We start from the raw sequence: 21,733 nt of genomic DNA, 5'->3' as shown, positions 1-21,733 counted from the left end.
TTTCTAAGTGTTAGAAATAGCATTTTTTTATTTACCCTAAGCGCCGGGTTTTTAAAGATTCAGCCCAACTGTGGTGATGACAACGAGAGCATTCTTGGTCTAGCTTATTTAAAATTTTAGTTTCGCCACATTTCATACAGGAATAAAAAGTATTAATTTTAAGAACTTCTGCTTTACGATAAGCATCAGGGAATAAGGGTAGTCCCCATTTGACATCTTCATCTTCATAATAAAGCAAGCTCAGAATACCATCCGATTCAAGTAGGGCTGTTCTGACTTGGCCTAAATGTTCAACGTTTTGTTGGCGCATTTCCGAAAAAAACTCATCATGAGAATAGGTCTGTTTTTGGAAATCTTTGTAGACTAAAAGGCCTTCTTTAACGACACAGAGCGCTTTTCCTTCTAATAAGTCTTCAATTTTTTTATGTTTTACCATGCCCCAAGTGACAAGACGATATAGAGAAAGAATAGCGATAAAAGCTATCAATGCATGGGCAATCGGTAAATCCTTAGTAAACATAGGATCGCCAGCAGCAGAACCTAAACATAAAATAATGGCAAGTTCAAATAAGGAGAGTTGCCGAATACCACGTTTACCAGATAGCCTTAGAAAACTAATGATAATGATAAACATGATGGTACAACGGACCAAAATTTCTAAAACAAAGGACCACGTTGTGTCACCTATAAGAATATTAGAAAGATCCATCTTTTTCTCACTTGTTTAAATATGTATAAAAAATACATTTAAAATTCATATCAGAATAAAATTAAAAAAAATATACTTTTTAAGTGGTTATTGGTTAAAAAATTGATATATGTGTATTGTTATATGAAATTAAAAGATATAAAACTCATGTATAGAATAGAAGGGCTGAGTTTGAAAAAATGATGATGCAGCTATTAAATTTTAAAAAAATTCTGTTTTATTAATTTATCATCTTGAATAAAATTCCGACCGGAATCAAGCATTGGAAGTAATACAATATTTAAACTTTGGTCATTGGTGGTAAGAAGATAGTCTTTATGTTCAGAGAATCTATTTCTTTATATCTTTCAGGAGAGCTTTTTTATATTTATTGAGACACTTTTTTTGTTAATTAGAAGTATTTTTATATGCATAGATTGATTTATAAGCAGTTGTGTTCATAAACATTATTTTCCTTTCCAATTGAGTTGAATTTTGACAAAATGAAACATGTCACAATGGTCAATTTAAAGTAATATGACCATTCATCGTTTTGCAGGAACTTTGCAGGAATTTTGCATGCTGCTTGTAAATTGTCATACAATACAAAAACTTAATCAAAGTTTTTAATTAAAGCTCTTAATGCTATGTTAGAAGTATTTCGTTCCACTTCAAGCAAACTTATATTGCTACTGGTTCTTGTTTTAGTGGCTATATTGCAATATCAGTTTTGGTTAGGTGAGGGTGGTTATTTTCCTCATCAAGCGCTTATGCAGCAGATTCAACAACAAGCCGAAGTAAATGACGAGCTTAAAGAGCGAAACCGTATTTTGGCAGCTGAAGTTTTCGACCTAAAGAATGGTACGGAGGCGATAGAAGAGCATGCTCGCCTAGATCTAGGTTTGGTTAAGCCACATGAGACATTTGTTCAAATGAGTACAATTAGTACCCATTACAAACCTATTTATATTGACCCGAACGCTAAAGTAGATTTGGAAACTAATGAGACACCTCCATCACCAGACATCCCAGACTAAATTATGGGCAGTTATCCCTGCGGCTGGTTCAGGAAGTCGGTTTTCCAAAACTGAATTAAAGCAATACCAATATATTCAAGATGCGACTGTCATAGAACATACGGTTAAGCGTTTAAGTCAGCTTCCGCTGACGGGTTATGTTTTGGCAATTGGAAAACAAGATACTTTTGCCTCAACTTTATCTTTTCAAGATAAGCATAAAGCGCATTTTTGTAATGGTGGTGTTGAACGTGTGCACTCGGTACTAAATGCTCTGAATTATCTATCACAGATTGCGGATGAGGATGATTGGGTATTAGTACATGATGCAGCAAGGCCTTGTGTGACTTTTGAATGCTTGAATACTCTTGTTAAAAATGCAATTGAGACTAATCAGAGTGCTATTTTGGCAATTCCGGTACGCGATACGCTAAAACAAGTGAATCAGGAACAGCAAATTGATAAAACTGTGAGTCGAGAGCTGTTGTGGCAAGCTCAAACTCCTCAAATTGCTAAAATTGGAATTCTTAAAAAAGCGATAGAAACAGCGCTAAAAAATAATTTGACTATTACTGATGAGGCGAGTGCACTTGAATCTATAGGAGAGAATGTACAGGTGGTCATGGGGCGTTCTGATAATATAAAAATTACTTACCCTGATGATTTAGAACTTGCTCGCTTGATTTTACAATCACAAAATTAAGATTTTATATACAGGATAGGTGGTAATTTTTACCTATAAAATAGCCTAAGTGAATATGGTATTTCTACATATCTATTCAAAATAATTAGTATTTTTTTACAACTTGTATTTCTAAGATTAAATAAGTAATTTACTTAGATAGTGTTCGATAGTCGAACAAAAAAATCCTAAATCGAACAAAACTATATATAGCTGACTAGATCAAAATCTGAAAATTATCAAAAATGTTTAAAAGGGAAATCTAAGGGAAACACTCGGGATTGAGTGAAATATTTATCTATTCTTCTCGCCTCAGTGTGCCTAAATCTCTTACCTCTCTCTTCTTCAATGAGCACAATGGAGTTGTCTAATGATTGACAAAAGTAAGTCCTCACTAAGCGAGGTTTTATCGCAGATTAAAGATGGTGCAACCATTCTGATTGGTGGTTTTGGTACCGCAGGACAACCCGCTGAACTCATTGACGGTCTGATTGAACTTGGCGTTAAGGACCTGACCATTGTGAGCAACAATGCCGGTAATGGCGATTATGGTCTCGCTAAGCTGCTCAAAGCCGGTTCAATTAAAAAAGTGATTTGCTCTTTCCCACGTCAGTCTGACTCTTATGTGTTTGATGAACTGTACCGTGCCGGAAAGGTTGAACTTGAACTGGTACCGCAAGGCAATCTGGCGTGCCGTATTCAGGCAGCTGGTATGGGTCTTGGGGCGGTGTTTACCCCAACTGGCTTTGGAACACTTTTAGCTGAAGGCAAAGAAACCCGTCATATTAATGGTAAAGACTATGTGCTTGAGTATCCGATCAAGGCTGACTTTGCCCTGATTAAAGCTTACAAGGGCGACCGCTGGGGCAATCTGGTTTACCGTAAATCTGCACGTAACTTTGGCCCGATCATGGCCATGGCTGCTGATGTCACCATTGCTCAAGTTTCTGAAGTGGTTGAGTTAGGTGGATTAGATCCGGAACATATCATTACCCCAGGTATCTTTGTACAGCATGTTGTACAAGTACAGCCCGCACAGTAAGCAATAAGGAGAAATAACATGAGCTACCAGAAACTCAGCCGTGACCAGATTGCACAACGTGTAGCACAAGATATTCCAGATGGTGCCTATGTCAACTTGGGTATTGGTTTACCGACCAAGATTGCCAGCTACTTACCTGCTGACAAAGATGTTTTTCTACATTCTGAAAATGGCCTGTTGGCTTTTGGCCCACCGCCAGCTGCGGGTGAAGAAGACCCTGAACTGATTAATGCGGGTAAAGAGTTTGTGACCATGCTTGAAGGCGGCAGCTTTTTCCACCATGGAGACTCCTTTGCAATGATGCGTGGTGGTCACCTTGATATTGCGGTGCTTGGTGCATTTCAGGTGGCAGCCAATGGTGACTTGGCGAACTGGCACACGGGTGCACCGGATGCGATTCCTGCCGTAGGTGGTGCGATGGATTTGGCGGTTGGTGCCAAGCAAGTATTTATCACTACAGACCACGTCACCAAACAAGGTGAGCCGAAGATTGTCGCTGAGCTGAGCTATCCGGTGACGGGTAAGTACTGTGTTGACCGTATTTACACTGACCTGTGTGTAATTGATGTGACCAAAGATGGTTTAAAGGTGATTGAGAAAGTTGAAGGTCTTAGCTTTGATGAGTTACAGGCTTTAACCGGTGCAACTTTGATTGATGCGACTCAAGGGTAAGGAAGTAGGGAAATGACATTAAAAAACGCTTATATCATCGATGCCATCCGTACTCCATTCGGCCGTTATGCCGGTGGCCTTGCACCTGTCCGTGCCGATGACCTTGGCGCTGTGCCTATCAAAGCACTCATGCAACGTAACCCAAATGTAGATTGGGAACAGGTCGATGATGTGATCTATGGCTGTGCCAACCAAGCCGGTGAAGACAACCGTAACGTGGGCCGTATGTCAGCACTGCTTGCAGGTTTACCGTATCAAGTACCGGCAACCACCATTAACCGTTTATGCGGTTCATCACTCGATGCCATTGCCATTGCTGCCCGTGCCATTAAAGCAGGTGAAGCGAACTTGGTGATTGCTGGCGGTGTGGAAAGCATGAGCCGTGCACCTTATGTAATGGGTAAGTCTGACAGTGCTTTTGGCCGTAGCCAGAAGATTGAAGACACCACCATGGGCTGGCGTTTCATTAACCCTAAACTTAAAGAATTGTATGGTGTAGACACCATGCCCCAGACTGCCGAAAACGTCGCTGAACAGTTCAACGTGAATCGTGCAGATCAGGACCAGTTTGCCTTGGTGAGCCAACAACGCACCGCAAGCGCGCAAGCCAAAGGCTTTTTTTCTAAAGAAATCGTGGCAGTTGAAATCCCTCAGCGTAAGGGCGATGCTGTGGTGATTGATACCGATGAGCATCCACGTGCATCAACCACCCTTGAAGGTTTAAGCAAACTTAAACCTGTAGTTAAAGCAGAGGGTACGGTCACTGCGGGGAATGCTTCAGGCATTAATGATGGTGCAGCGGCTCTGCTGATAGCTTCTGATGATGCAGTTCAGGCTTACAACTTAAAACCGCGTGCCAAGATCATTGCTTCAACAGCCGTAGGTGTAGAACCACGCATTATGGGTTTTGCTCCGGCACCAGCGATTAAAAAATTACTTAAACAAGCCAACCTGACTTTAGAGCAGATGGATGTGATTGAGCTGAATGAAGCCTTTGCTGCACAGGCTTTAGCAGTAACCCGTGATTTAGGTTTGCCAGATGATTCTGACAAGGTGAATCCAAACGGTGGTGCCATTGCTTTAGGTCATCCGCTTGGGGCATCAGGTGCACGCTTAGTCACTACAGCTTTAAACCAGCTTGAACAAACAGGTGGTCGTTATGCCTTGTGTTCAATGTGTATTGGTGTAGGTCAAGGCATCGCATTGATTATTGAGAGAGTCTAGTCATGAGCCAGTTATATGCCAGCTTGTTTTACCAAAAAGACGTCACTGACATCTTTAGTGACTCATCTTTAGTCACTTACATGATTCAGGTTGAAGTTGCGTTAGCGCAAGCACAGGCACAAGTTGGCGTGATTCCTCAAAATGCGGCTAATACCATTGCCCAAGTAGCTGAGCATGCACTAGACAAGTTTGATTTTTCCGCTTTGGCGGTAGCAACTGGCTTAGCTGGAAATATTGCAATTCCATTTGTAAAACAGCTTACGGCAATTGTTAAAGATATTGATGAAGATGCTTCACGTTATGTGCATTGGGGCGCAACCAGTCAGGATATTTTAGACACAGCTTGTATTTTGCAATGTCGTGATGCGTTGAACATTATTGAAGCTCAACTTCAACAGTGCTACAGCACTGCGTTAGAACAAGCTAAGCAATATCGCCATCAAGTCATGATTGGGCGTACATGGTTACAGCAAGCTTTACCAATTACCTTGGGACATAAACTTGCTCGTTGGGCTTCTGCATTTAAACGTGATTTAGAGCGTATACAAGCTATGAAATCACGTGTGCTCACTGCTCAGTTAGGCGGTGCTGTGGGTTCGTTGGCTTCATTGCAAGACCAAGGTTCGCTTGTGGTCAGTGCATTTGCGGAGCAACTGAATCTGACAGTACCAACAAGTACATGGCATGGTGAGCGTGACCGTATTGTAGAAATTGCAAGTGTGCTTGGCATGATTGTCGGGAATACGGGCAAGATGGCACGGGATTGGTCACTCATGATGCAAACTGAAATTGCAGAGTTGTTTGAGCCAACCGCAAAGGGTCGTGGTGGTTCATCGACCATGCCGCATAAGCGTAATCCAGTTGCGGCAGCATCCGTATTGGCCGCGGCGAATCGTGTACCAGCACTGATGTCTAGCATTTATCAAAGCATGGTACAGGAACATGAACGTAGCTTAGGTGCATGGCATGCAGAGTGGTTAGCAGTTCCAGAAATCTTTCAGCTTTGTGCTGGAGCATTAACTCGTACTGATGAAGTTTTACAAGGTTTCGAAGTGAATGCTGAACATATGCAACAGAACCTTGAGTGTACCAACGGGTTGATTATGGCAGAAGCTGTGATGATGGCACTTGCTCCTAAAATTGGTCGTTTAAATGCTCATCATTTAGTTGAAGCTGCATGTAAAACAGCGGTAGCACAAAACCAGCATTTGTTTGATGTTGTTAGCCAATTAGACGAAGTGAAAGGCCAGTTTAGCCAAGATGAGATAAGGAATATTTTCAAACCAGAAAACTATTTAGGCAATATTCAGCAACAGATTGATGCGGTTTTGAAAGAAGCACAAGGAGAGTCAAAGTGAAACAGACTATTAGCAATCGTCAAGGAAAGCAGTTAGCAGTTTATACAGATGGTCTAAAAGATGCTCCTGTGCTTGTGTTTTCTAATTCATTAGGAACGGACCATGGAATGTGGCAGCCGCAAGTAGATGAGCTTAAAAGTCATTTTAATGTCATTACATACGACACACGTGGTCATGGCGAAAGTGATGTAATTAGTGACACCACATTGCAAAACTTAGCTGAAGATGTTGTTGATATTTTAGATGCCTTGAATATTGAAAAAGCTCATTTTTGCGGCATATCAATGGGCGGAATTACAGGGCTTTGGTTGGGTATTCATCATCCAGAGCGCTTTGTAAGTATTACTGTTGCGAACTCGGCAGCCAAAATTGGTCAGGCAGAGGCTTGGTTAAGTCGTGCTGATTCTGTGGAACAGAATGGTTTAGCTGAGTTGGTAAAAACCACGCATACCCGCTGGTTTAGTGAAAACTTCGACTATCAACATAACGTGGTTGCACAAACGACGATTCAAAGTCTCGCAAACACACCAGCACAAGGTTATGCCAATGCATGTCGCGCTTTAGCGTATGCCGATTTAAGAGATGAAATTGCACAAATCCAAATTCCAACGCTACTGATTGCAGGAACAGAAGATCCGGTAACGACGGTAGCAGATGCCGAATTTATGCAGAAGGCGATTAATAACAGTCAGCTTGCAAAACTCGAAGCATCTCATCTTTCTAATATTGAGCAACCACAAAGATTTACTCAGGAATTGACTAGATTTATTCAGCAAATCTAATCGCTTAGTAATTTAAAAGGAATTGGCCTTAAGGAGGCAAGTATGGCGTCTCAGGATTACGCTACACCAAGCAAAAGCATCGATGCTCAAGCACTGATTAATGATGCTCCACTTAGTAAATATCAATGGATGATCGCAATCATCTGTTTCTTAATTATTTTTACTGATGGTATTGATACAGCTGCAATGGGTTTTATCGCTCCAGCATTGGCTCAGGACTGGGGCGTAGATCGCTCTCAGTTAGGACCAGTGATGAGTGCTGCACTTGGTGGAATGATTATTGGAGCTTTAGTTTCTGGCCCGACAGCTGACCGCTTTGGCCGCAAAATTGTTTTAGCCTTTTCGATGCTTGTATTTGGTGGGTTCACCTTGGCATCTGCTTATGCAACCAACTTGGATAGTCTTGTCGTTTTACGGTTTTTGACAGGTATTGGGCTTGGCGCAGCTATGCCGAATGCGACCACTTTATTTTCTGAGTACTGTCCAACCCGCATTCGCTCATTACTCGTGACATGTATGTTCTGTGGCTACAACTTGGGTATGGCTACAGGTGGTTTTATTAGCAGTTGGCTTATCCCGACCTACGGTTGGCATAGTTTATTTTTGCTCGGCGGCTGGTCACCTTTAATTTTAATGATTTTAGTGATTTTGATGTTACCTGAGTCTTACCGCTTTTTAATTGTGAAAGGTAAGAATCCAGAAAAAGTACGCAAAATCTTAAACCATATTGCACCAGCACAGATTCAAAATGCGACAGCATTTCATGTGCCTGAAGAAAAAACAGAAGTTGTTCAAAAGAAAAATGTCTTTGGAATTATGTTTTCTAAGCCATATGCCAAAGGTACGGTTTTGCTTTGGGTGACTTACTTCATGGGACTCGTGGTTGTTTACTTGCTAACAAGTTGGTTACCAACACTTATGCGTGAAACAGGTGCTTCGATGGAGCGCGCTGCATTTATTGGCGGTTTGTTCCAGTTCGGTGGTGTGGTGAGTGCATTGTTTATTGGTTGGGCAATGGACAAATTCAACCCGAACCGAGTTATCGCCATTTTCTACTTTGCCGCAGGTCTATTTGCAATTGCTGTCGGTCAAAGCTTAGGCAACTCAACCTTACTTGCAGTATTGGTACTTTGTGCGGGTATCGCCATTAATGGTGCGCAATCTTCGATGCCGGCGTTAAGTGCACGCTTCTATCCAACTCAGTGCCGCGCAACTGGTGTGTCTTGGATGACGGGTATTGGGCGTTTTGGTGCGGTATTTGGTGCGTGGATTGGAGCTGTGTTACTCGGTAATGATTGGTCGTTTACCGCCATTCTTAGTTTATTACTCATTCCAGCGACCGCTGCTGCTGTTGCGGTATTTATTAAATCAATTGTTGCGCATACCGATGCAACTTAATAGAGGTCTATCACAATGAATGATGAACAACGCTATAAACAAGGCATTGAGGTACGGACTGAAGTTTTGGGTGAAAAACATGTTGGTCGGTCTTTGCAGAACCTAAATGACTTTAACCAGGATTTCCAAAATTTTATTAGCCGTTATGCATGGGGCGAAGTGTGGTCTCGCCCAGGCTTACCACGTCATACCCGTAGTTTAGTGACTATCGCAATTTTATTGGCACTGGGCCGCGAAGATGAACTACGCATGCATTTACGTGCTTGTTTCAACAACGGTGTAACTAAAGAAGATTTAAAAGAGCTGATCTTACACAGTTCACTCTATGCGGGTTTACCTGCTGCAAACGCTGCAATGCATATGGCTGAAGAAGTCTTTAAAGAGTTGGGGATAGAAGTAAACCCAATTGCAGCGAAAGAACAGGATTAAGGAGATAAAGATGTCACAACATAGCTGGGGTGCTTACGCCCAACGTAATACAGATGATCATCCACCAGCGTATACGCCAGGTTATAAAACAAGTGTATTACGTTCGCCAAAAAATGCATTGATCTCAATTAATGAGACTTTAACAGAAGTCACTGCGCCGCATTTTTCTTCAAATCTGTTTGGCCCAAAAGATAACGATTTGATATTGAACTATGCCAAAGATGGTTTACCAATTGGTGAGCGTGTCATTGTTCATGGCTATGTTCGTGACCAATTTGGTCGTCCTGTAAAAAATGCACTTCTAGAAGTATGGCAAGCCAATGCTTCTGGTCGTTACCGCCATCCAAACGATAAGTTTATTGGTGCAATGGACCCTAACTTTGGTGGTTGTGGTCGTACCTTAACTGATGAAAACGGTTTTTATATTTTCCGTACCATTAAACCGGGTCCGTACCCATGGCGTAACCGTATTAATGAATGGCGTCCTGCACATATTCATTTCTCTTTAATTGCTGATGGTTGGGCTCAGCGCCTGATTTCGCAGTTTTATTTTGAGGGCGATACGCTCATTGATACTTGTCCGATCTTAAAAACGATTCCGTCTGAAGATCAACGTCGTGCCTTGATTGCACTAGAAGATAAAAACAACTTTATCGAAGCAGATAGCCGTTGTTACCGTTTTGACATCACTTTACGTGGACGTCGAGCGACTTACTTCGAAAATGATTTGACTTAATCGGGAGCACGAGCATGAACAACTGGAATTTTCAGGAATTAAAAGAAACTCCATCTCAAACAGGTGGTCCTTACGTTCACATTGGCTTATTGCCACAACAGGCTGGTATTGAAGTTTTTGAAAACAACTTTAATAACCAGTTGGTTCAAGACCAGACAAAGGGTGAGCGTATTCGTCTTGAAGGTCAAGTGTTTGACGGATTAGGTTTACCGCTACGTGATGTACTCATTGAGATTTGGCAGGCTGATGCGAACGGTATTTATCCAAGTCAGGCAGATACGCGTGAGCAAAAAGCTGATCCGGCATTTCAGGGCTGGGGCCGTACAGGTGCCGATTTTGAAACAGGCGTTTGGAGCTTTAATACAATTAAGCCAGGTGCGACAGCAGGCCGTAAAGGTTCAACTCAAGCTCCACATATTGCGTTAGTTATTTTCGCTCGCGGTATTAACTTGGGTCTTCATACACGTGTTTATTTTGAAGATGAAGCAGAGGCAAATGCTAACGATCCAATTCTAAATAGCATTGAATGGGCACCACGTCGCCAAACTCTTATTGCAAAACGTTTTGAAGAAAATGGTGAAGTTGTTTACCGCTTTGATATTCGTATTCAAGGCGATGACGAAACTGTATTTTTTGATATTTAAGAAACACCTAAGGCTACACCTGATTATTCAAGGATGCGTGTAGCCTTTTTAAGGATGAACCTATGAACATGAAAACATTATTAAGCCTAAGTTTGCTTGCACTCCCATTTTTTGCAGCACAGGCAAATGCTGAGCCGGTTACTTTAAATGCTCAAACACAGACTGCTGCCACAGCCGTTAAAACGATTGTTCCGATTACCGCAAAAACTAAAGAACAAGCATTGGCACAAGCTCAAGTCATTGCAAATACAGCAGATGTTGATTTAGCAGAGTTCCGTATCGATTTATTAAGCTTTGCCAGCGATACAAAACAAGTCATTGCCTTAGGTCATGAGCTGAAAAAGATTTTAGGCAATAAGCCAATGATTGCCACTATTCGTACCAAAAACGAAGGGGGCCAGCTTGAAATTAGTGATGCTGATTATGGTAAGACTTATCAGGCTTATTTAAAGAATCCTTTCATGGACTGGTTAGATGTTGAAATGTTCCGTGATCAAAAAGTAGTCTCAGAAATTGTTCAAAAAGCACATCAAAAGAAAGTGCTTGTGGTCATGTCTAATCATGACTTTCAAAAAACACCAAGCCAAGATGAAATAGAAAAACGCTTGTTAAAACAAGATCAAATGGGCGCAGATATTCTCAAAATTGCTGTAATGCCTAAATCTAAACAAGATGTCTTCACTTTAATGAACGCAACTTTAAAAGTAAGCCAGCAAACCACTAAACCATTATTGACGATGTCGATGGGGCAATTAGGTACGATTTCCCGTGTTGCGACTGCCAATATGGGCGGAAGTTATAGCTTTGGCATGATTGGTCAGGCTTCTGCACCGGGTCAAATTGATGTGACTAAGCTCAAACAGATTTTACAAACAGTTCAACCAACAAACCCATAAATCATAAGGATATGATGAAATGAATACATTACGTTTAACTACTCTTGCATTAGGTTTGATGGTTTCAGGCATAGCTGCGGCTCAAACTTATGTGGTTGACCGTTATCAAGATGATAGCAATAAAGGCTCTTTACGCTGGGCAATTGAACAAGCCAATGCAAACCCAAGCGAAGCTAGCGATATCTTGATTCAAGCAGTAGGCAAAGCACCTTATGCGATTAAATTAAATAGTGCACTTCCTGAAATTAAAGCACCCGTCAAAATCATTGGTACTCAGTGGGATAAAACTGGCGAATACATCGCAATTGATGGTTCAAACTATATTAAAGGCGAAGGTGCAAAAGCTTGTCCAGGTGCAAACCCTGAGCAGTACGGCACCAATGTACGTACTATGACTTTACCGGGGTTGGTATTGCGTGACGTCAACAATGTCACTTTAAAAGGTTTAGACATTCATCGCTTCTGTATTGGGGTATTGATTAACCGCTCGAGCAATAACCTGATTCAACACAACCGTATTAGTAATAACTATGGTGGTGCAGGTGTTATGTTGACGGGTGATGATGGTAAAGGTAACCCAACCGCAACTACGACTAATAACAACAAAGTTTTAGACAACATTTTCCAAGACAATGGTGATGGCTTAGAACTGACACGTGGTGCAGCATTTAACTTAATTGCGAATAACCATTTTGTTTCAACAAAAGCAAATCCTGAACCATCACAAGGTATTGAAATTTTGTGGGGTAATGACAATGCCGTAGTTGGTAATAAATTCGAAAACTATTCAGATGGTTTACAGATTAACTGGGGCAAACGTAACTATATCGCCTACAACGAAATGACCAATAACTCGATTGGTTTCAATATGACGGGTGATGGCAACATTCTTGATAGCAATAAAGTACATGGTAACCGTATTGGTGTAGCCATCCGCTCTGAAAAAGATGCAAATGCAAGAATTACATTAACTAAAAACCTGATTTGGGACAATGGTAAAGATATTAAACGTTGTGAAGCAGGTGGTTCATGTGTACCAGATCAGCGTTTAGGGGCAATTGTATTTGGAGTACCCGCACTTGAGCATGAAGGGTTTGTTGGCTCTCGTGGTGGTGGTGTGGTGATTGAACCATCTAAGCTTCAAAAGACATGTACTCAGCCAAATCAACAGGGCTGTAATGCTCAGCCGAATCAGGGTATTAAAGCTCCTAAGTTAACAGCGAATAAAGGTTCAGTTACAGTAGAAGTTAATGGTTTACCAAATCAACGCTATCAAGTTGAGTTTTTTGGCAACCAAAATACAGTATCACAAGAAGCTGAGCAATATTTAGGAACAATAACAGTAGCTACAGATACCGAAGGTAAAGCAAAAGCCAATTGGAAACCAACAGTCAAAGTTGCCTCAATTACAGCAAATGTGACTGATCGCTTTGGTGCTACATCTGAACTCGGGTTTGTGCAAGTTAAATAACAAAAAATAAAGCGCCTCAAAACAGGGGCGCATTTCAGAAAAGACAAAAGGGACTTGAAATGCCAAATGTAATGAAATTGAGTGTGCTAACAATTGCTGTATTGGGCAGCCAATTTGCACTTGCAAATGAGCCGTGGTCACAAGACCGTCAATGGTTGCTAGGCGACTGGAATGGAAAACGCCAACAATTAGAGCAACAGGGCTATAAATTTACTGCTTCAATTATGAGCCAAAGCGCCACCAATTTAGAGGGTGGTTATAACGACAGCAATACTTTTGAAAATGCCGCACAACTTTCTTTAGGTGCCAACTTCGATTTAGAAAAAATTGCTGGTTGGAAAGATACAACAGCGAGCCTAGTCGTGACTAAACGTGACGGTAATGCATTAACTCTTGAGCGTATTAAAGACCCACGTTCTAGCCAATTGGGCAATGCTCAAGAAATTTATGGTCGCGGGAAAATTTGGCGTTTATCCCAAGCATGGGTGAAGAAGGGCTTTGTTGATAATACTGTACAGGTCAAATTTGGTCGTATGGGAATGTCAGAGGACTTTAATAGTTCTCAATGTGAGTTTCAGAACTTATTGCTTTGCGGTGGGCAGTTAGGAAAATCAATTGGTTCAATTTGGTATAACTCACCAGTCGGTGTTTGGGCTGCAAACGTTAAATATCAGTTTGCACCTGAGTGGACTTTAGGTGTTGGTGTGTATGAGGTCAATCCAGACAATATTAAAACCGAATCAAACAGTGATGGTTTTAATCTGGATATGAATAACGTCAAGGGCGCTACCATACCAGTTGAACTTGCATGGAAACCAAAACTTGCTGCTTTTAATGGTTTACCAGGTGAATATAAAGTAGGCGCGCTGTACTCAACCGCAGAAGCTAATGATATTAAAACTGCGGGTAAAGTGCATGACGGAAAACAAAGCTTCTGGATTAATGCACAGCAACAACTTAGCCATGCCGGCCAAGATCCGAAACGCGGTTTATATGTAAGTTTTAATGGCGTTGTAAATGATAAAGCAACGACTTTTGTTCAAAGTACACAACAACTTGCTCTTTGGTATAAGGGACCGTTTGATAGCCGTCCAAATGATTCGATTGGTTTTGGTATTGCCAATTATGTAGTCAATGACCGTGCTAAAGATAAACAGATCGCGACAAACGAAAGCCGCGGATACTATAGCTATGATCCGATTGCATCTGACTATATTCCAATTCAAGACGACGAGTTAAATGTCGAGTTGAACTATACCTATCAATGGTCTCCGGCCGTCATGTTACGTCCAAACATTCAATATATCCATCAACCTGCTGGTGTGAAAGAAGTCGATGATGCTTGGGTGGCAGGCCTGAGTGTAAAAGTTAATTTTTAATAATATTGATGGCTGGTTAGACATAGTTTAACTGGCCCAAATGCTTGAACTATTCGGGTTCAGTATATGTGGAGTAGGATCTATGTCTGAGTCAGATTCTAAGTTTCATATCTTATTCAAAATATGGTGTTTTATTTTAGGTTTAGCTTTATTGGCTACTGGTATTTTTTATATCGTGGGCGGTGGAAAGCTAGTATCTCTCGGTGGTTCTTGGTATTTCCTTATCTCAGGACTGTTTATAACCATTTCAGCAATTAGTATTTTCCGAAAAAAAGCGCTGGGCGTCTGGATTTTTGCGGCTGTTTTTGTTGGTACGGTAATTTGGTCACTCATTGATGCTGGATGGGAATTTTGGCCGTTATTCTCGCGCTTAATGTTTCCTGCTGGTCTTTTTGCTGCGTTGTTATTTACCTTACCTTCAATTCGACGCTACCAATTTCAAACTAGTTTGGCATCTTCAGCCTATGCCGTAGGTGGCTTAGTTGTTGTGGGAATGTTGATTGCGCTCTATCAAATGTTCCAACCGCATCCAACGGTCGCAAGTTCAGGTGAAAAGCTACCTTTAGTACCAGTTGACCCTGCAAAAAAACAGGTGAATTGGGAAAATTATGGAAATGATGCGGGTGGTAGTCGCTTTGTTGCTCTCAACCAAATTAACCGAGATAACGTTCATAAACTAAAAGAAGCTTGGCGCTTTAGAACAGGTGATTTTACAACGGGTAGTGGTAATGGTGCTGAAGACCAAATGACCCCGCTACAAGTTGGAAATAAAGTCTTTTTATGTACGCCACATAACAACATTTTTGCAATAGATGCCGACTCGGGCAAACAGATCTGGAAAGCTGAGGTAAACTCAAAAGCCGATGCTTGGGAACGTTGCCGTGGTGTTGCATACTTCGATTCAACTAAACCACTGGTGCAACCAACTTTAGCTGGTGCAACTCCAGTCACTACTGTTGCCAACAACACAGCCTGTCCACGTCGTGTATATACCAATACGCCAGATGGCCGTTTAATTGCAGTCAATGCAGATAATGGTCAGCGCTGTGCGGACTTTGGTGTAAATGGAACGGTTGATCTACTCGAAGGCTTAGGCGGTGGGACTAAGGCTCCACGTTTTGAAGTGACTTCTGCACCAACTATTGCCGGAACAACTATTGTGGTGGGTAGCCGTATTGCAGACAACGTGGCAGCAGATATGCCGGGTGGTGTAATACGTGGTTATGACGTGATTACGGGTAAACTTCGCTGGGCATTTGACCCGCGTAATCCAGATCCTAACTATGTTCTTAAACCGGGTGAAACCTATAAACGTAGTTCGGCAAACTCTTGGGCTGCAATGTCATATGATCCACAAATGAATACAGTGTTCCTACCGATGGGTAGTTCATCTGTCGACATTTGGGGGGGGAACCGTAATCCGTTAGATCACAAATACAATACTTCTGTTTTGGCACTTGATGCGACAACGGGTAAAGAAAAGTGGGTATATCAAACTGTTCATAATGACTTATGGGACTTTGACTTACCAATGCAACCAAGTCTAGTCGACTTTCCATTAAAAGATGGTACGACTAAGCCAGCTGTTGTGATTGGAACCAAATCAGGCCAATTCTTCGTTCTTGACCGCGTAACAGGTAAACCACTGACTAAAGTAATTGAACAGCCAGTGAAAGCGGCAAATATTCCGGGTGAGCAATACAGTTTAACTCAACCACGTTCTGTTGAAATGCCTCAAATTGGTAATCAGACTTTAACTGAGTCAGATATGTGGGGTGCGACGCCGTTTGATCAGCTCATGTGCCGTATTAACTTTAAGTCAATGCGTTACGAAGGTTTATTTACTGCACCGGGTACTGATGTTTCATTAAGCTTCCCTGGTTCTTTAGGTGGCATGAACTGGGGTAGTATTGCTTTTGACCCGACACATCGTTACATGTTCGTAAACGATATGCGTCTTGGTTTATGGGTTCAACTCATTAAACAAACACCTGAAGATATTAAGATTCAGGCGAGTGGTGGCGAAAAAGTAAATACAGGTATGGGTGCTGTACCAATGAAAGGTACACCATATAAAGTGAATAAAAACCGCTTTATGTCCGCTTTAAGTATTCCTTGTCAAAAACCACCGTTTGGTACCATGACAGCAATTGACATGAAAACTCGTCAGGTTGCATGGCAAGTACCACTTGGTACAGTTGAGGACACTGGACCACTTGGTATTAAGATGGGCTTGAAAGCCCCAATTGGTATGCCAACTATTGGTGGGCCAATGGCAACTCAAGGTGGCTTAGTCTTCTTTGCTGCAACTCAAGATTATTACTTGCGTGCTTTTGATTCATCTACAGGTAAAGAGCTGTGGAAGTCACGTATGCCAGTAGGTAGTCAAGGTACACCAATCAGCTATGTTTCACCTAAAACAGGTAAACAATATGTAGTGGTTACTGCGGGTGGTGCACGACAGTCTCCAGACCATGGTGATTATGTGATCGCATATAGTTTAGAGAAATAATGAAAGAGGGTAAAAGGATAAATTTTCTTTTGCCCTTATTTTTTAATATCTTTTTTCTATTAGAGTGTTTGTGTAAATTCTGTAATTTTAGTGAGATAGCTTTACCAAATAGTAAAAAAGTGCTTGAAGTTATTGCTAAACTTAAAATATTCCTATAATTGATTCATCCTGAACACTAGATATAGCCGAACTATTAAGCATTTTTTTATAATGTTTTACCTATAAATAAAATTTCAAAATTTATTAAGTTTTGTTTAACTTAAAGTTGTGAATTTTAATTAAAAATAAACATTATTGAGTTTTTAACTCTAAAAAACAGGTTTTTTTTGTTGGAAAAACGAGCGTAAATATATACTTATATTATATTTAAATAATGTATTGCATTAAGATAGAATGGTCGGCGCAGGTTATTACTACCCAGTAATAATTTGTATTTCAGGAATTTAAGCTTTAGTTGGCTTAAGGCTCATCTAACGATGGGCCTTTTTTTATGTGCTTTATATTTTAATTTTCTTGATAACTAAAAATAGCCTAAGTAATAGTAAATAATACTATGAAAAATGAGTCTTTAATGACAATTTGCATATGATTTGTTAGATTAATGCCACTTGATAATAATAGGTGATGTAATGAGATTTTTAGTTCTTGCAACTTTATCCGGTTTGGCTTTAATGGGTTGTGCTTCTGTTCAACAAGCACCTAATACACAAGAAACCATTCGTTATGCTTCTAGTCCATGTTTCGGCGCATGCCCAATTTACTCAGTAGAAGTAACACCTACAGGTTTAATTCGTTTTGAAGGTAAGCAATATACAAAAGCAATTGGCGTTAAAGAAATTCAAGGTAGCGTAAAAGATTATCAAAAACTTGCTGATGAATTAAAAACTTATCGTCCGCAAACAGGAACCCAATCTAAAACTGCAGGTTGTCAGCAAACTGCGACCGATATGCCTAGCTATTATATCACCTGGATTCAACCAAATGGTACAGAAACAAAATTAAGCCATTACACAGGTTGTATCTCTCCAGCAAATAATAGATTAAATAAAGTTATGGAAAAGTTACCTGAACAATTAGGCATTAAAGATCTAATTTAATGATAAAAGCCCCAAAATCTTGGGGCTTTTTCTTTTTAAGAAGAATTATAAACTCAAAAGTTTTATATTAAGTATTTCTAAAAGAATCAGCGTATAATACAGATTATAAAAACATATATTGTTAAGAGTGCTTATATGTCAAGTATTATCTATGCCTTTGTGGGTGGTTTATTACTCGGTATCGCAACAGTTGGGTATTTATATATAAATGGTCGTATAGCTGGAATTAGTGGTTTGCTTGCTCAATTCATTAGCCCATCTAGAGATATATTTAAAAGTTCTGCATTCTGGTTCATTGCAGGACTCGTGATTACACCTTTCATATATGGTTACTTTTATCAGCCTGAAATCGAAATTAAAGCCAATTCATTTGTACTTATTCTGGCAGGGATACTTATTGGTTTTGGTACACGACTTGGATCAGGCTGTACAAGTGGGCATGGCATTTGTGGAATGAGCAGGCTATCAAAACGCTCAATAATAGCGACCGCAGTTTTTATGTTTGCTGGCATGCTGACTGTTTATATCATTCGCCATGTGCTGGGGTAATCTTATGAAAAATATCTTTGCTTTTATATTTGGTGGTTTGTTTTCATTGGGGTTAATGATTTCTGGTATGTCTAACCCTGCAAAGGTTTTAGGGTTTCTAGATATTTTTGGACAATGGGATATTAGCTTAATGTTTGTGATGCTAGGTGCTATTGCTGTGGCATTTATTCCGTTTCAAAGGGCTATTAAAAAACCAAAAACCATTTTTAATGAACAAATTCAATTACCAACAAATACACAGATTGACCAAAGGTTAATTGTAGGTGCTTTTATTTTCGGTATAGGCTGGGGAATAGCAGGCATATGTCCAGCGCCCGCTTTAACTCTCATTGGATTAGGACATTTTGAAGCGCTTTATTTTATTGTGGCTATGTTAGTAGGAATGTGTATTTTCCGAATTTTAAATAAAGGAAATTAAAGCTATGCAACAACCTCTAGTGAAAGATTTTTTTGATGAAAATACCAATACTTTTAGCTATGTTGTTGCAGATTTAGCGACTCGTCAATGCGCAATTATTGATAGTGTGCTTGACTATGATGCTGCTTCGGCCACTACAAAAACGACTAATGCTGATCTGATTGTCGATTATGTCTTGGCGCAAAATTTCAAAGTCCAATGGATTTTAGAAACCCATGTACATGCGGACCATATGACTGCTGCCCAATATTTAAAATCTAAATTGGGCGGTACAATTGCGATTAGTCAAAAAATCTCGGTAGTGCAAGAAACATTTTCGGCTATCTATAATTTTGATTTTAAGAAATTTAATGAAAATCAGCCTTTTGATTATTTATTTGAAGATTATGAACATTTCAAAATAGGGGAGATAGATGCCTATAACATTCCTACACCAGGGCATACGCCAGCTTGCTTAAGCTATGTGATTGCTGATGCCGTTTTTGTAGGTGATACTTTATTTATGCCTGATTATGGTTCGGCTAGATGCGACTTTCCTAAAGGAAGTGCTGCTGCACTTTATGATTCGGTACAAAAGCTTTATACACTTCCTGACGATATGCGTATGTTTCTATGCCATGACTATAAGCCTGAAGGCCGTGACGAATATATCTGTCAAACAGATATAAAAACTCAAAAACAAAGCAATATCCATTTAAATCGACGAGTTTCCAAAGAATCATTCATAAAAATGCGTCAAGAAAGAGATGCTACTTTGGCAATGCCAAAATTAATACTGCCTTCAATTCAAATTAACATGAACGGTGGAAATTTTCCGGAACCTGAAGCGAATGGCATCCGTTATTTAAAAATCCCATTTAATTACTTTTAAAAATAGCCTAAGCATACATTTCAACCATTTTATTTATTCAAATAGCCTAAGCAAAAATAAAATTAATCTTATGGAAATAGCCTAAGTAAGATTTAAAGAACTTGTCTTAAATCCCGCGCAGTCTCTTGCAATAGCGGCAAAATATGTTGAATTAAATATTCTTCAGTTGTTCTCATGGTTGGAGAAACAATATTTAAAGCAGCAACCACTTTAAAGTCTTGTCCATAAATCGGTACGGCGAGCGCATGGACACCTAATTCATGCTCTTCACGTGAATAACACCAATCTTGTTCTCGGATTTCTTTTAGTAACTCTAAAAATTTATCATTTTCGACATGCGTATATTTAGTTAAACGCTGAAGTGGATATTTTTGGAGCCAGTCCAATTGTTCTTCTTGGCTTAAATGTGCCAGTAAAATTTTACCCGCCGAGGTTGCATGAGCAGGTAAGCGGTTACCCAAATGCAAACCATATGGATTTACGCGGTCGGTTTGTTGATGCGCGGCACTACGGGCAATGGTAATGGCTTCATAACCATCAAGTACCATCACAGAATAAATGAGAGAGGTTTGGTTAGTTAGAAGATTTAATAAAGGTTGAGACACTTTCGGAAGCTGAGCTGCACCTAAATAAGCTCCTGAAAATTTAAGAACTTTTGGGGTTAAATAGTAATAGTGACCATCTGACTCAAGATATCCTAAATATTCTAAAGTTAATAAATGGCGTCTTGCTGCAGCTCGGGTAAGCCCAGTTTTTTCGGCAGCCATAGAAATGTTTAAACGATGTTGATTACTACTAAAGCTATCTAAAATCGCCATGCCTTTACCGATGCCAGCAATGTAATCTTCATGACGAATCGTTTTTTTGTTGTCCTGATTCTGGATTATCCGTTCATCTTTACTCATTACTGGTCCTTGTACGATAGAAGCTTAGGAGATCAATTTGCTTTACTGAAAAAGTTTAATAATTTCATGTCGCAAAAATTGATGCCTTAAATTATCCCTTAAATCTTCGTGCCAAAACATACCCATTTTAATATTGGTCATCTCAAAAGGTAGAGAATGTAACCGAATCTCAGGGCTATAAGATAAATGCTGCAAAATCATACGGGGCATGGTGAGTATTGCGTCGGCTTGGGCTCCCAAAACTTGTAATGCCGTTGAATAGTTTTGACAGCGCATAAATACATTTCTTGAAATTTTTTGGTGTTGGTTTAAATAAATATCTTCAAGTAAAGCGCCTGTACGGCGTGATGAAACACCAATGTGCCGACCACTAATATAACGAGCTAAATCGACTTCTTTAAGTTGGCTGCAAATAACGAACTCATCTGTGACCAGAAGATCAAAGGTAATTTTTGGAGACAAGTATTGTTCTAGGTCAATCACGAAATCGAGCTGCTGTGTTGCCAAGTCCGCCATAATATGTTTTCGATCGAGTTTCATACTGACAAACTGCAAATCTAAATTAAGATTTTGAAAGTGTTGAGCCAGTCTTGGAAGAATAATCGGCTCAATTTCATCATGCACGGCGATTTTTAAGCTTTTTAAACTGGTTGGGTCGAACACATGTTTCTGTTGGCTAATATTTTGAATGGTTAAAAGTGCTTGCTTAACAGTTGGATAAATCTGTTCTGCAAAAGGCGTTGCAGACATTTTATTGCCTACACGTATAAATACATCATCTTCAAGTTGCTGGCGTAAACGCTGCAAAGCATGACTTGCTGCTGACTGCGTAATATTGAGACTACTTGCCGCATTTGAAATACTTTTTTGCTCATAAATCGCGATAAAAAGCGGATATAAATTGATATCAATTCGGTGAAAAAAACTTAAGTCTAGGCCATGTAGGTTATGAATATTATTCATG

General features: G+C 40.1%; 22 protein-coding genes. 19 read left to right on the top strand and 3 right to left on the bottom strand.

Annotated elements, in window-relative coordinates; all coding sequences use genetic code 11:
- Positions 1 to 31: 31 nt before the first annotated feature.
- Positions 32 to 709, bottom strand: coding sequence for a DUF421 domain-containing protein (locus MKL62_RS03790; protein ID WP_000366082.1), 678 nt, complete (start codon positions 707 to 709; stop codon positions 32 to 34).
- A 626-nt stretch (positions 710 to 1,335) separates the two neighbouring features.
- Here MKL62_RS03790 and ftsB point away from each other — a divergent pair.
- The 19 genes from ftsB (at position 1,336) to MKL62_RS03695 (ending at position 19,864) form a co-directional block, all read left to right on the top strand.
- Positions 1,336 to 1,725, top strand: coding sequence for a cell division protein FtsB (gene ftsB, locus MKL62_RS03785; RefSeq protein ID WP_005128528.1), 390 nt, complete (start codon positions 1,336 to 1,338; stop codon positions 1,723 to 1,725).
- The gene (ispD, locus tag MKL62_RS03780) at positions 1,691 to 2,407 is read left to right on the top strand and encodes a 2-C-methyl-D-erythritol 4-phosphate cytidylyltransferase (protein WP_005128529.1); all 717 of its coding nucleotides are present in this window, start codon (positions 1,691 to 1,693) and stop codon (positions 2,405 to 2,407) included. The genes ftsB and ispD overlap by 35 nt, the downstream gene beginning before the upstream one ends.
- 349 nt (positions 2,408 to 2,756) lie before the next feature.
- Positions 2,757 to 3,428 carry a 3-oxoacid CoA-transferase subunit A gene (locus MKL62_RS03775; protein WP_000566016.1) on the top strand — a complete coding sequence of 224 codons (672 nt, stop codon included), beginning with the start codon at positions 2,757 to 2,759 and terminating at the stop codon, positions 3,426 to 3,428.
- Between the two features lie 18 nt (positions 3,429 to 3,446).
- A complete protein-coding gene (locus MKL62_RS03770; RefSeq protein WP_005128530.1) occupies positions 3,447 to 4,100 on the top strand; it encodes a 3-oxoacid CoA-transferase subunit B in 654 nt (217 codons plus the stop codon).
- A gap of 12 nt (positions 4,101 to 4,112) precedes the next feature.
- Positions 4,113 to 5,324: a 3-oxoadipyl-CoA thiolase gene (pcaF, locus tag MKL62_RS03765; RefSeq protein WP_005128531.1), complete on the top strand. Its 1,212-nt coding sequence runs from the start codon at positions 4,113 to 4,115 to the stop codon at positions 5,322 to 5,324.
- Positions 5,325 to 5,326: 2 nt separating this feature from the next.
- Positions 5,327 to 6,682 carry a 3-carboxy-cis,cis-muconate cycloisomerase gene (locus MKL62_RS03760; protein ID WP_005128532.1) on the top strand — a complete coding sequence of 452 codons (1,356 nt, stop codon included), beginning with the start codon at positions 5,327 to 5,329 and terminating at the stop codon, positions 6,680 to 6,682.
- Positions 6,679 to 7,464, top strand: a complete 786-nt coding sequence (pcaD, locus tag MKL62_RS03755) for a 3-oxoadipate enol-lactonase (RefSeq protein ID WP_005128533.1) — start codon at positions 6,679 to 6,681, stop codon at positions 7,462 to 7,464. The genes MKL62_RS03760 and pcaD overlap by 4 nt, the downstream gene beginning before the upstream one ends.
- A gap of 42 nt (positions 7,465 to 7,506) precedes the next feature.
- On the top strand, positions 7,507 to 8,862 hold the full coding sequence (locus MKL62_RS03750) for a 4-hydroxybenzoate transporter PcaK (RefSeq protein WP_002068110.1): 1,356 nt from the start codon (positions 7,507 to 7,509) through the stop codon (positions 8,860 to 8,862).
- A gap of 15 nt (positions 8,863 to 8,877) precedes the next feature.
- Positions 8,878 to 9,291: a 4-carboxymuconolactone decarboxylase gene (gene pcaC / locus MKL62_RS03745; RefSeq protein WP_000997505.1), complete on the top strand. Its 414-nt coding sequence runs from the start codon at positions 8,878 to 8,880 to the stop codon at positions 9,289 to 9,291.
- A gap of 10 nt (positions 9,292 to 9,301) precedes the next feature.
- Positions 9,302 to 10,027, top strand: a complete 726-nt coding sequence (gene pcaH, locus MKL62_RS03740) for a protocatechuate 3,4-dioxygenase subunit beta (protein ID WP_000077912.1) — start codon at positions 9,302 to 9,304, stop codon at positions 10,025 to 10,027.
- A gap of 14 nt (positions 10,028 to 10,041) precedes the next feature.
- Complete coding sequence (gene pcaG, locus MKL62_RS03735) at positions 10,042 to 10,671, top strand: protocatechuate 3,4-dioxygenase subunit alpha (RefSeq protein ID WP_001067206.1); 630 nt, start codon at positions 10,042 to 10,044, stop codon at positions 10,669 to 10,671.
- Positions 10,672 to 10,739: 68 nt separating this feature from the next.
- Positions 10,740 to 11,567 carry a type I 3-dehydroquinate dehydratase gene (aroD, locus tag MKL62_RS03730; protein WP_109850643.1) on the top strand — a complete coding sequence of 276 codons (828 nt, stop codon included), beginning with the start codon at positions 10,740 to 10,742 and terminating at the stop codon, positions 11,565 to 11,567.
- A gap of 19 nt (positions 11,568 to 11,586) precedes the next feature.
- A complete protein-coding gene (locus MKL62_RS03725) occupies positions 11,587 to 13,038 on the top strand; it encodes a NosD domain-containing protein (RefSeq protein WP_005128538.1) in 1,452 nt (483 codons plus the stop codon).
- Positions 13,039 to 13,097: 59 nt separating this feature from the next.
- A complete protein-coding gene (locus MKL62_RS03720) occupies positions 13,098 to 14,417 on the top strand; it encodes a carbohydrate porin (protein WP_005128540.1) in 1,320 nt (439 codons plus the stop codon).
- A gap of 82 nt (positions 14,418 to 14,499) precedes the next feature.
- Complete coding sequence (locus tag MKL62_RS03715; protein WP_005128541.1) at positions 14,500 to 16,929, top strand: glucose/quinate/shikimate family membrane-bound PQQ-dependent dehydrogenase; 2,430 nt, start codon at positions 14,500 to 14,502, stop codon at positions 16,927 to 16,929.
- A 629-nt stretch (positions 16,930 to 17,558) separates the two neighbouring features.
- Positions 17,559 to 18,026, top strand: coding sequence for a DUF6438 domain-containing protein (locus MKL62_RS03710; RefSeq protein WP_001211835.1), 468 nt, complete (start codon positions 17,559 to 17,561; stop codon positions 18,024 to 18,026).
- Positions 18,027 to 18,161: 135 nt separating this feature from the next.
- Positions 18,162 to 18,575, top strand: coding sequence for a YeeE/YedE family protein (locus MKL62_RS03705; protein ID WP_005128542.1), 414 nt, complete (start codon positions 18,162 to 18,164; stop codon positions 18,573 to 18,575).
- Positions 18,576 to 18,579: 4 nt separating this feature from the next.
- A complete protein-coding gene (locus tag MKL62_RS03700) occupies positions 18,580 to 18,993 on the top strand; it encodes a DUF6691 family protein (protein WP_005128543.1) in 414 nt (137 codons plus the stop codon).
- A 4-nt stretch (positions 18,994 to 18,997) separates the two neighbouring features.
- Positions 18,998 to 19,864 carry an MBL fold metallo-hydrolase gene (locus MKL62_RS03695; protein WP_005128544.1) on the top strand — a complete coding sequence of 289 codons (867 nt, stop codon included), beginning with the start codon at positions 18,998 to 19,000 and terminating at the stop codon, positions 19,862 to 19,864.
- Between the two features lie 92 nt (positions 19,865 to 19,956).
- On the opposite strand, the gene pcaU is transcribed toward MKL62_RS03695, so the two are convergent.
- Positions 19,957 to 20,769: an IclR family transcriptional regulator PcaU gene (gene pcaU / locus MKL62_RS03690; protein ID WP_000030961.1), complete on the bottom strand. Its 813-nt coding sequence runs from the start codon at positions 20,767 to 20,769 to the stop codon at positions 19,957 to 19,959.
- A gap of 42 nt (positions 20,770 to 20,811) precedes the next feature.
- Positions 20,812 to 21,732: a LysR family transcriptional regulator gene (locus MKL62_RS03685; RefSeq protein ID WP_005128545.1), complete on the bottom strand. Its 921-nt coding sequence runs from the start codon at positions 21,730 to 21,732 to the stop codon at positions 20,812 to 20,814.
- Between the last annotated feature and the right edge of the window lies 1 nt (position 21,733).

It is taken from the genome of Acinetobacter sp. AOR01_HL (assembly GCF_027855455.1).
In the GTDB taxonomy this organism is placed as follows: Bacteria; Pseudomonadota; Gammaproteobacteria; order Pseudomonadales; family Moraxellaceae; genus Acinetobacter; species Acinetobacter baumannii.
This window is presented reverse-complemented; position numbering and strand designations above follow the sequence as displayed.

Coding starts and splice junctions, on each gene's coding strand:
- MKL62_RS03715 (WP_005128541.1), top strand. CDS start 14,500: ATGTCTGAGTCAGATTCTAAGTTTCATATCTTATTCAAAATATGGTGT.
- MKL62_RS03770 (WP_005128530.1), top strand. CDS start 3,447: ATGAGCTACCAGAAACTCAGCCGTGACCAGATTGCACAACGTGTAGCA.
- aroD (WP_109850643.1), top strand. CDS start 10,740: ATGAAAACATTATTAAGCCTAAGTTTGCTTGCACTCCCATTTTTTGCA.
- pcaU (WP_000030961.1), bottom strand. CDS start 20,769: ATGAGTAAAGATGAACGGATAATCCAGAATCAGGACAACAAAAAAACG.
- MKL62_RS03750 (WP_002068110.1), top strand. CDS start 7,507: ATGGCGTCTCAGGATTACGCTACACCAAGCAAAAGCATCGATGCTCAA.
- ispD (WP_005128529.1), top strand. CDS start 1,691: ATGAGACACCTCCATCACCAGACATCCCAGACTAAATTATGGGCAGTT.
- pcaF (WP_005128531.1), top strand. CDS start 4,113: ATGACATTAAAAAACGCTTATATCATCGATGCCATCCGTACTCCATTC.
- pcaG (WP_001067206.1), top strand. CDS start 10,042: ATGAACAACTGGAATTTTCAGGAATTAAAAGAAACTCCATCTCAAACA.
- MKL62_RS03775 (WP_000566016.1), top strand. CDS start 2,757: ATGATTGACAAAAGTAAGTCCTCACTAAGCGAGGTTTTATCGCAGATT.
- pcaC (WP_000997505.1), top strand. CDS start 8,878: ATGAATGATGAACAACGCTATAAACAAGGCATTGAGGTACGGACTGAA.
- MKL62_RS03760 (WP_005128532.1), top strand. CDS start 5,327: ATGAGCCAGTTATATGCCAGCTTGTTTTACCAAAAAGACGTCACTGAC.
- pcaH (WP_000077912.1), top strand. CDS start 9,302: ATGTCACAACATAGCTGGGGTGCTTACGCCCAACGTAATACAGATGAT.
- MKL62_RS03695 (WP_005128544.1), top strand. CDS start 18,998: ATGCAACAACCTCTAGTGAAAGATTTTTTTGATGAAAATACCAATACT.
- ftsB (WP_005128528.1), top strand. CDS start 1,336: ATGTTAGAAGTATTTCGTTCCACTTCAAGCAAACTTATATTGCTACTG.
- MKL62_RS03705 (WP_005128542.1), top strand. CDS start 18,162: ATGTCAAGTATTATCTATGCCTTTGTGGGTGGTTTATTACTCGGTATC.
- MKL62_RS03725 (WP_005128538.1), top strand. CDS start 11,587: ATGAATACATTACGTTTAACTACTCTTGCATTAGGTTTGATGGTTTCA.
- MKL62_RS03685 (WP_005128545.1), bottom strand. CDS start 21,732: ATGAATAATATTCATAACCTACATGGCCTAGACTTAAGTTTTTTTCAC.
- MKL62_RS03710 (WP_001211835.1), top strand. CDS start 17,559: ATGAGATTTTTAGTTCTTGCAACTTTATCCGGTTTGGCTTTAATGGGT.
- MKL62_RS03700 (WP_005128543.1), top strand. CDS start 18,580: ATGAAAAATATCTTTGCTTTTATATTTGGTGGTTTGTTTTCATTGGGG.
- MKL62_RS03790 (WP_000366082.1), bottom strand. CDS start 709: ATGGATCTTTCTAATATTCTTATAGGTGACACAACGTGGTCCTTTGTT.
- MKL62_RS03720 (WP_005128540.1), top strand. CDS start 13,098: ATGCCAAATGTAATGAAATTGAGTGTGCTAACAATTGCTGTATTGGGC.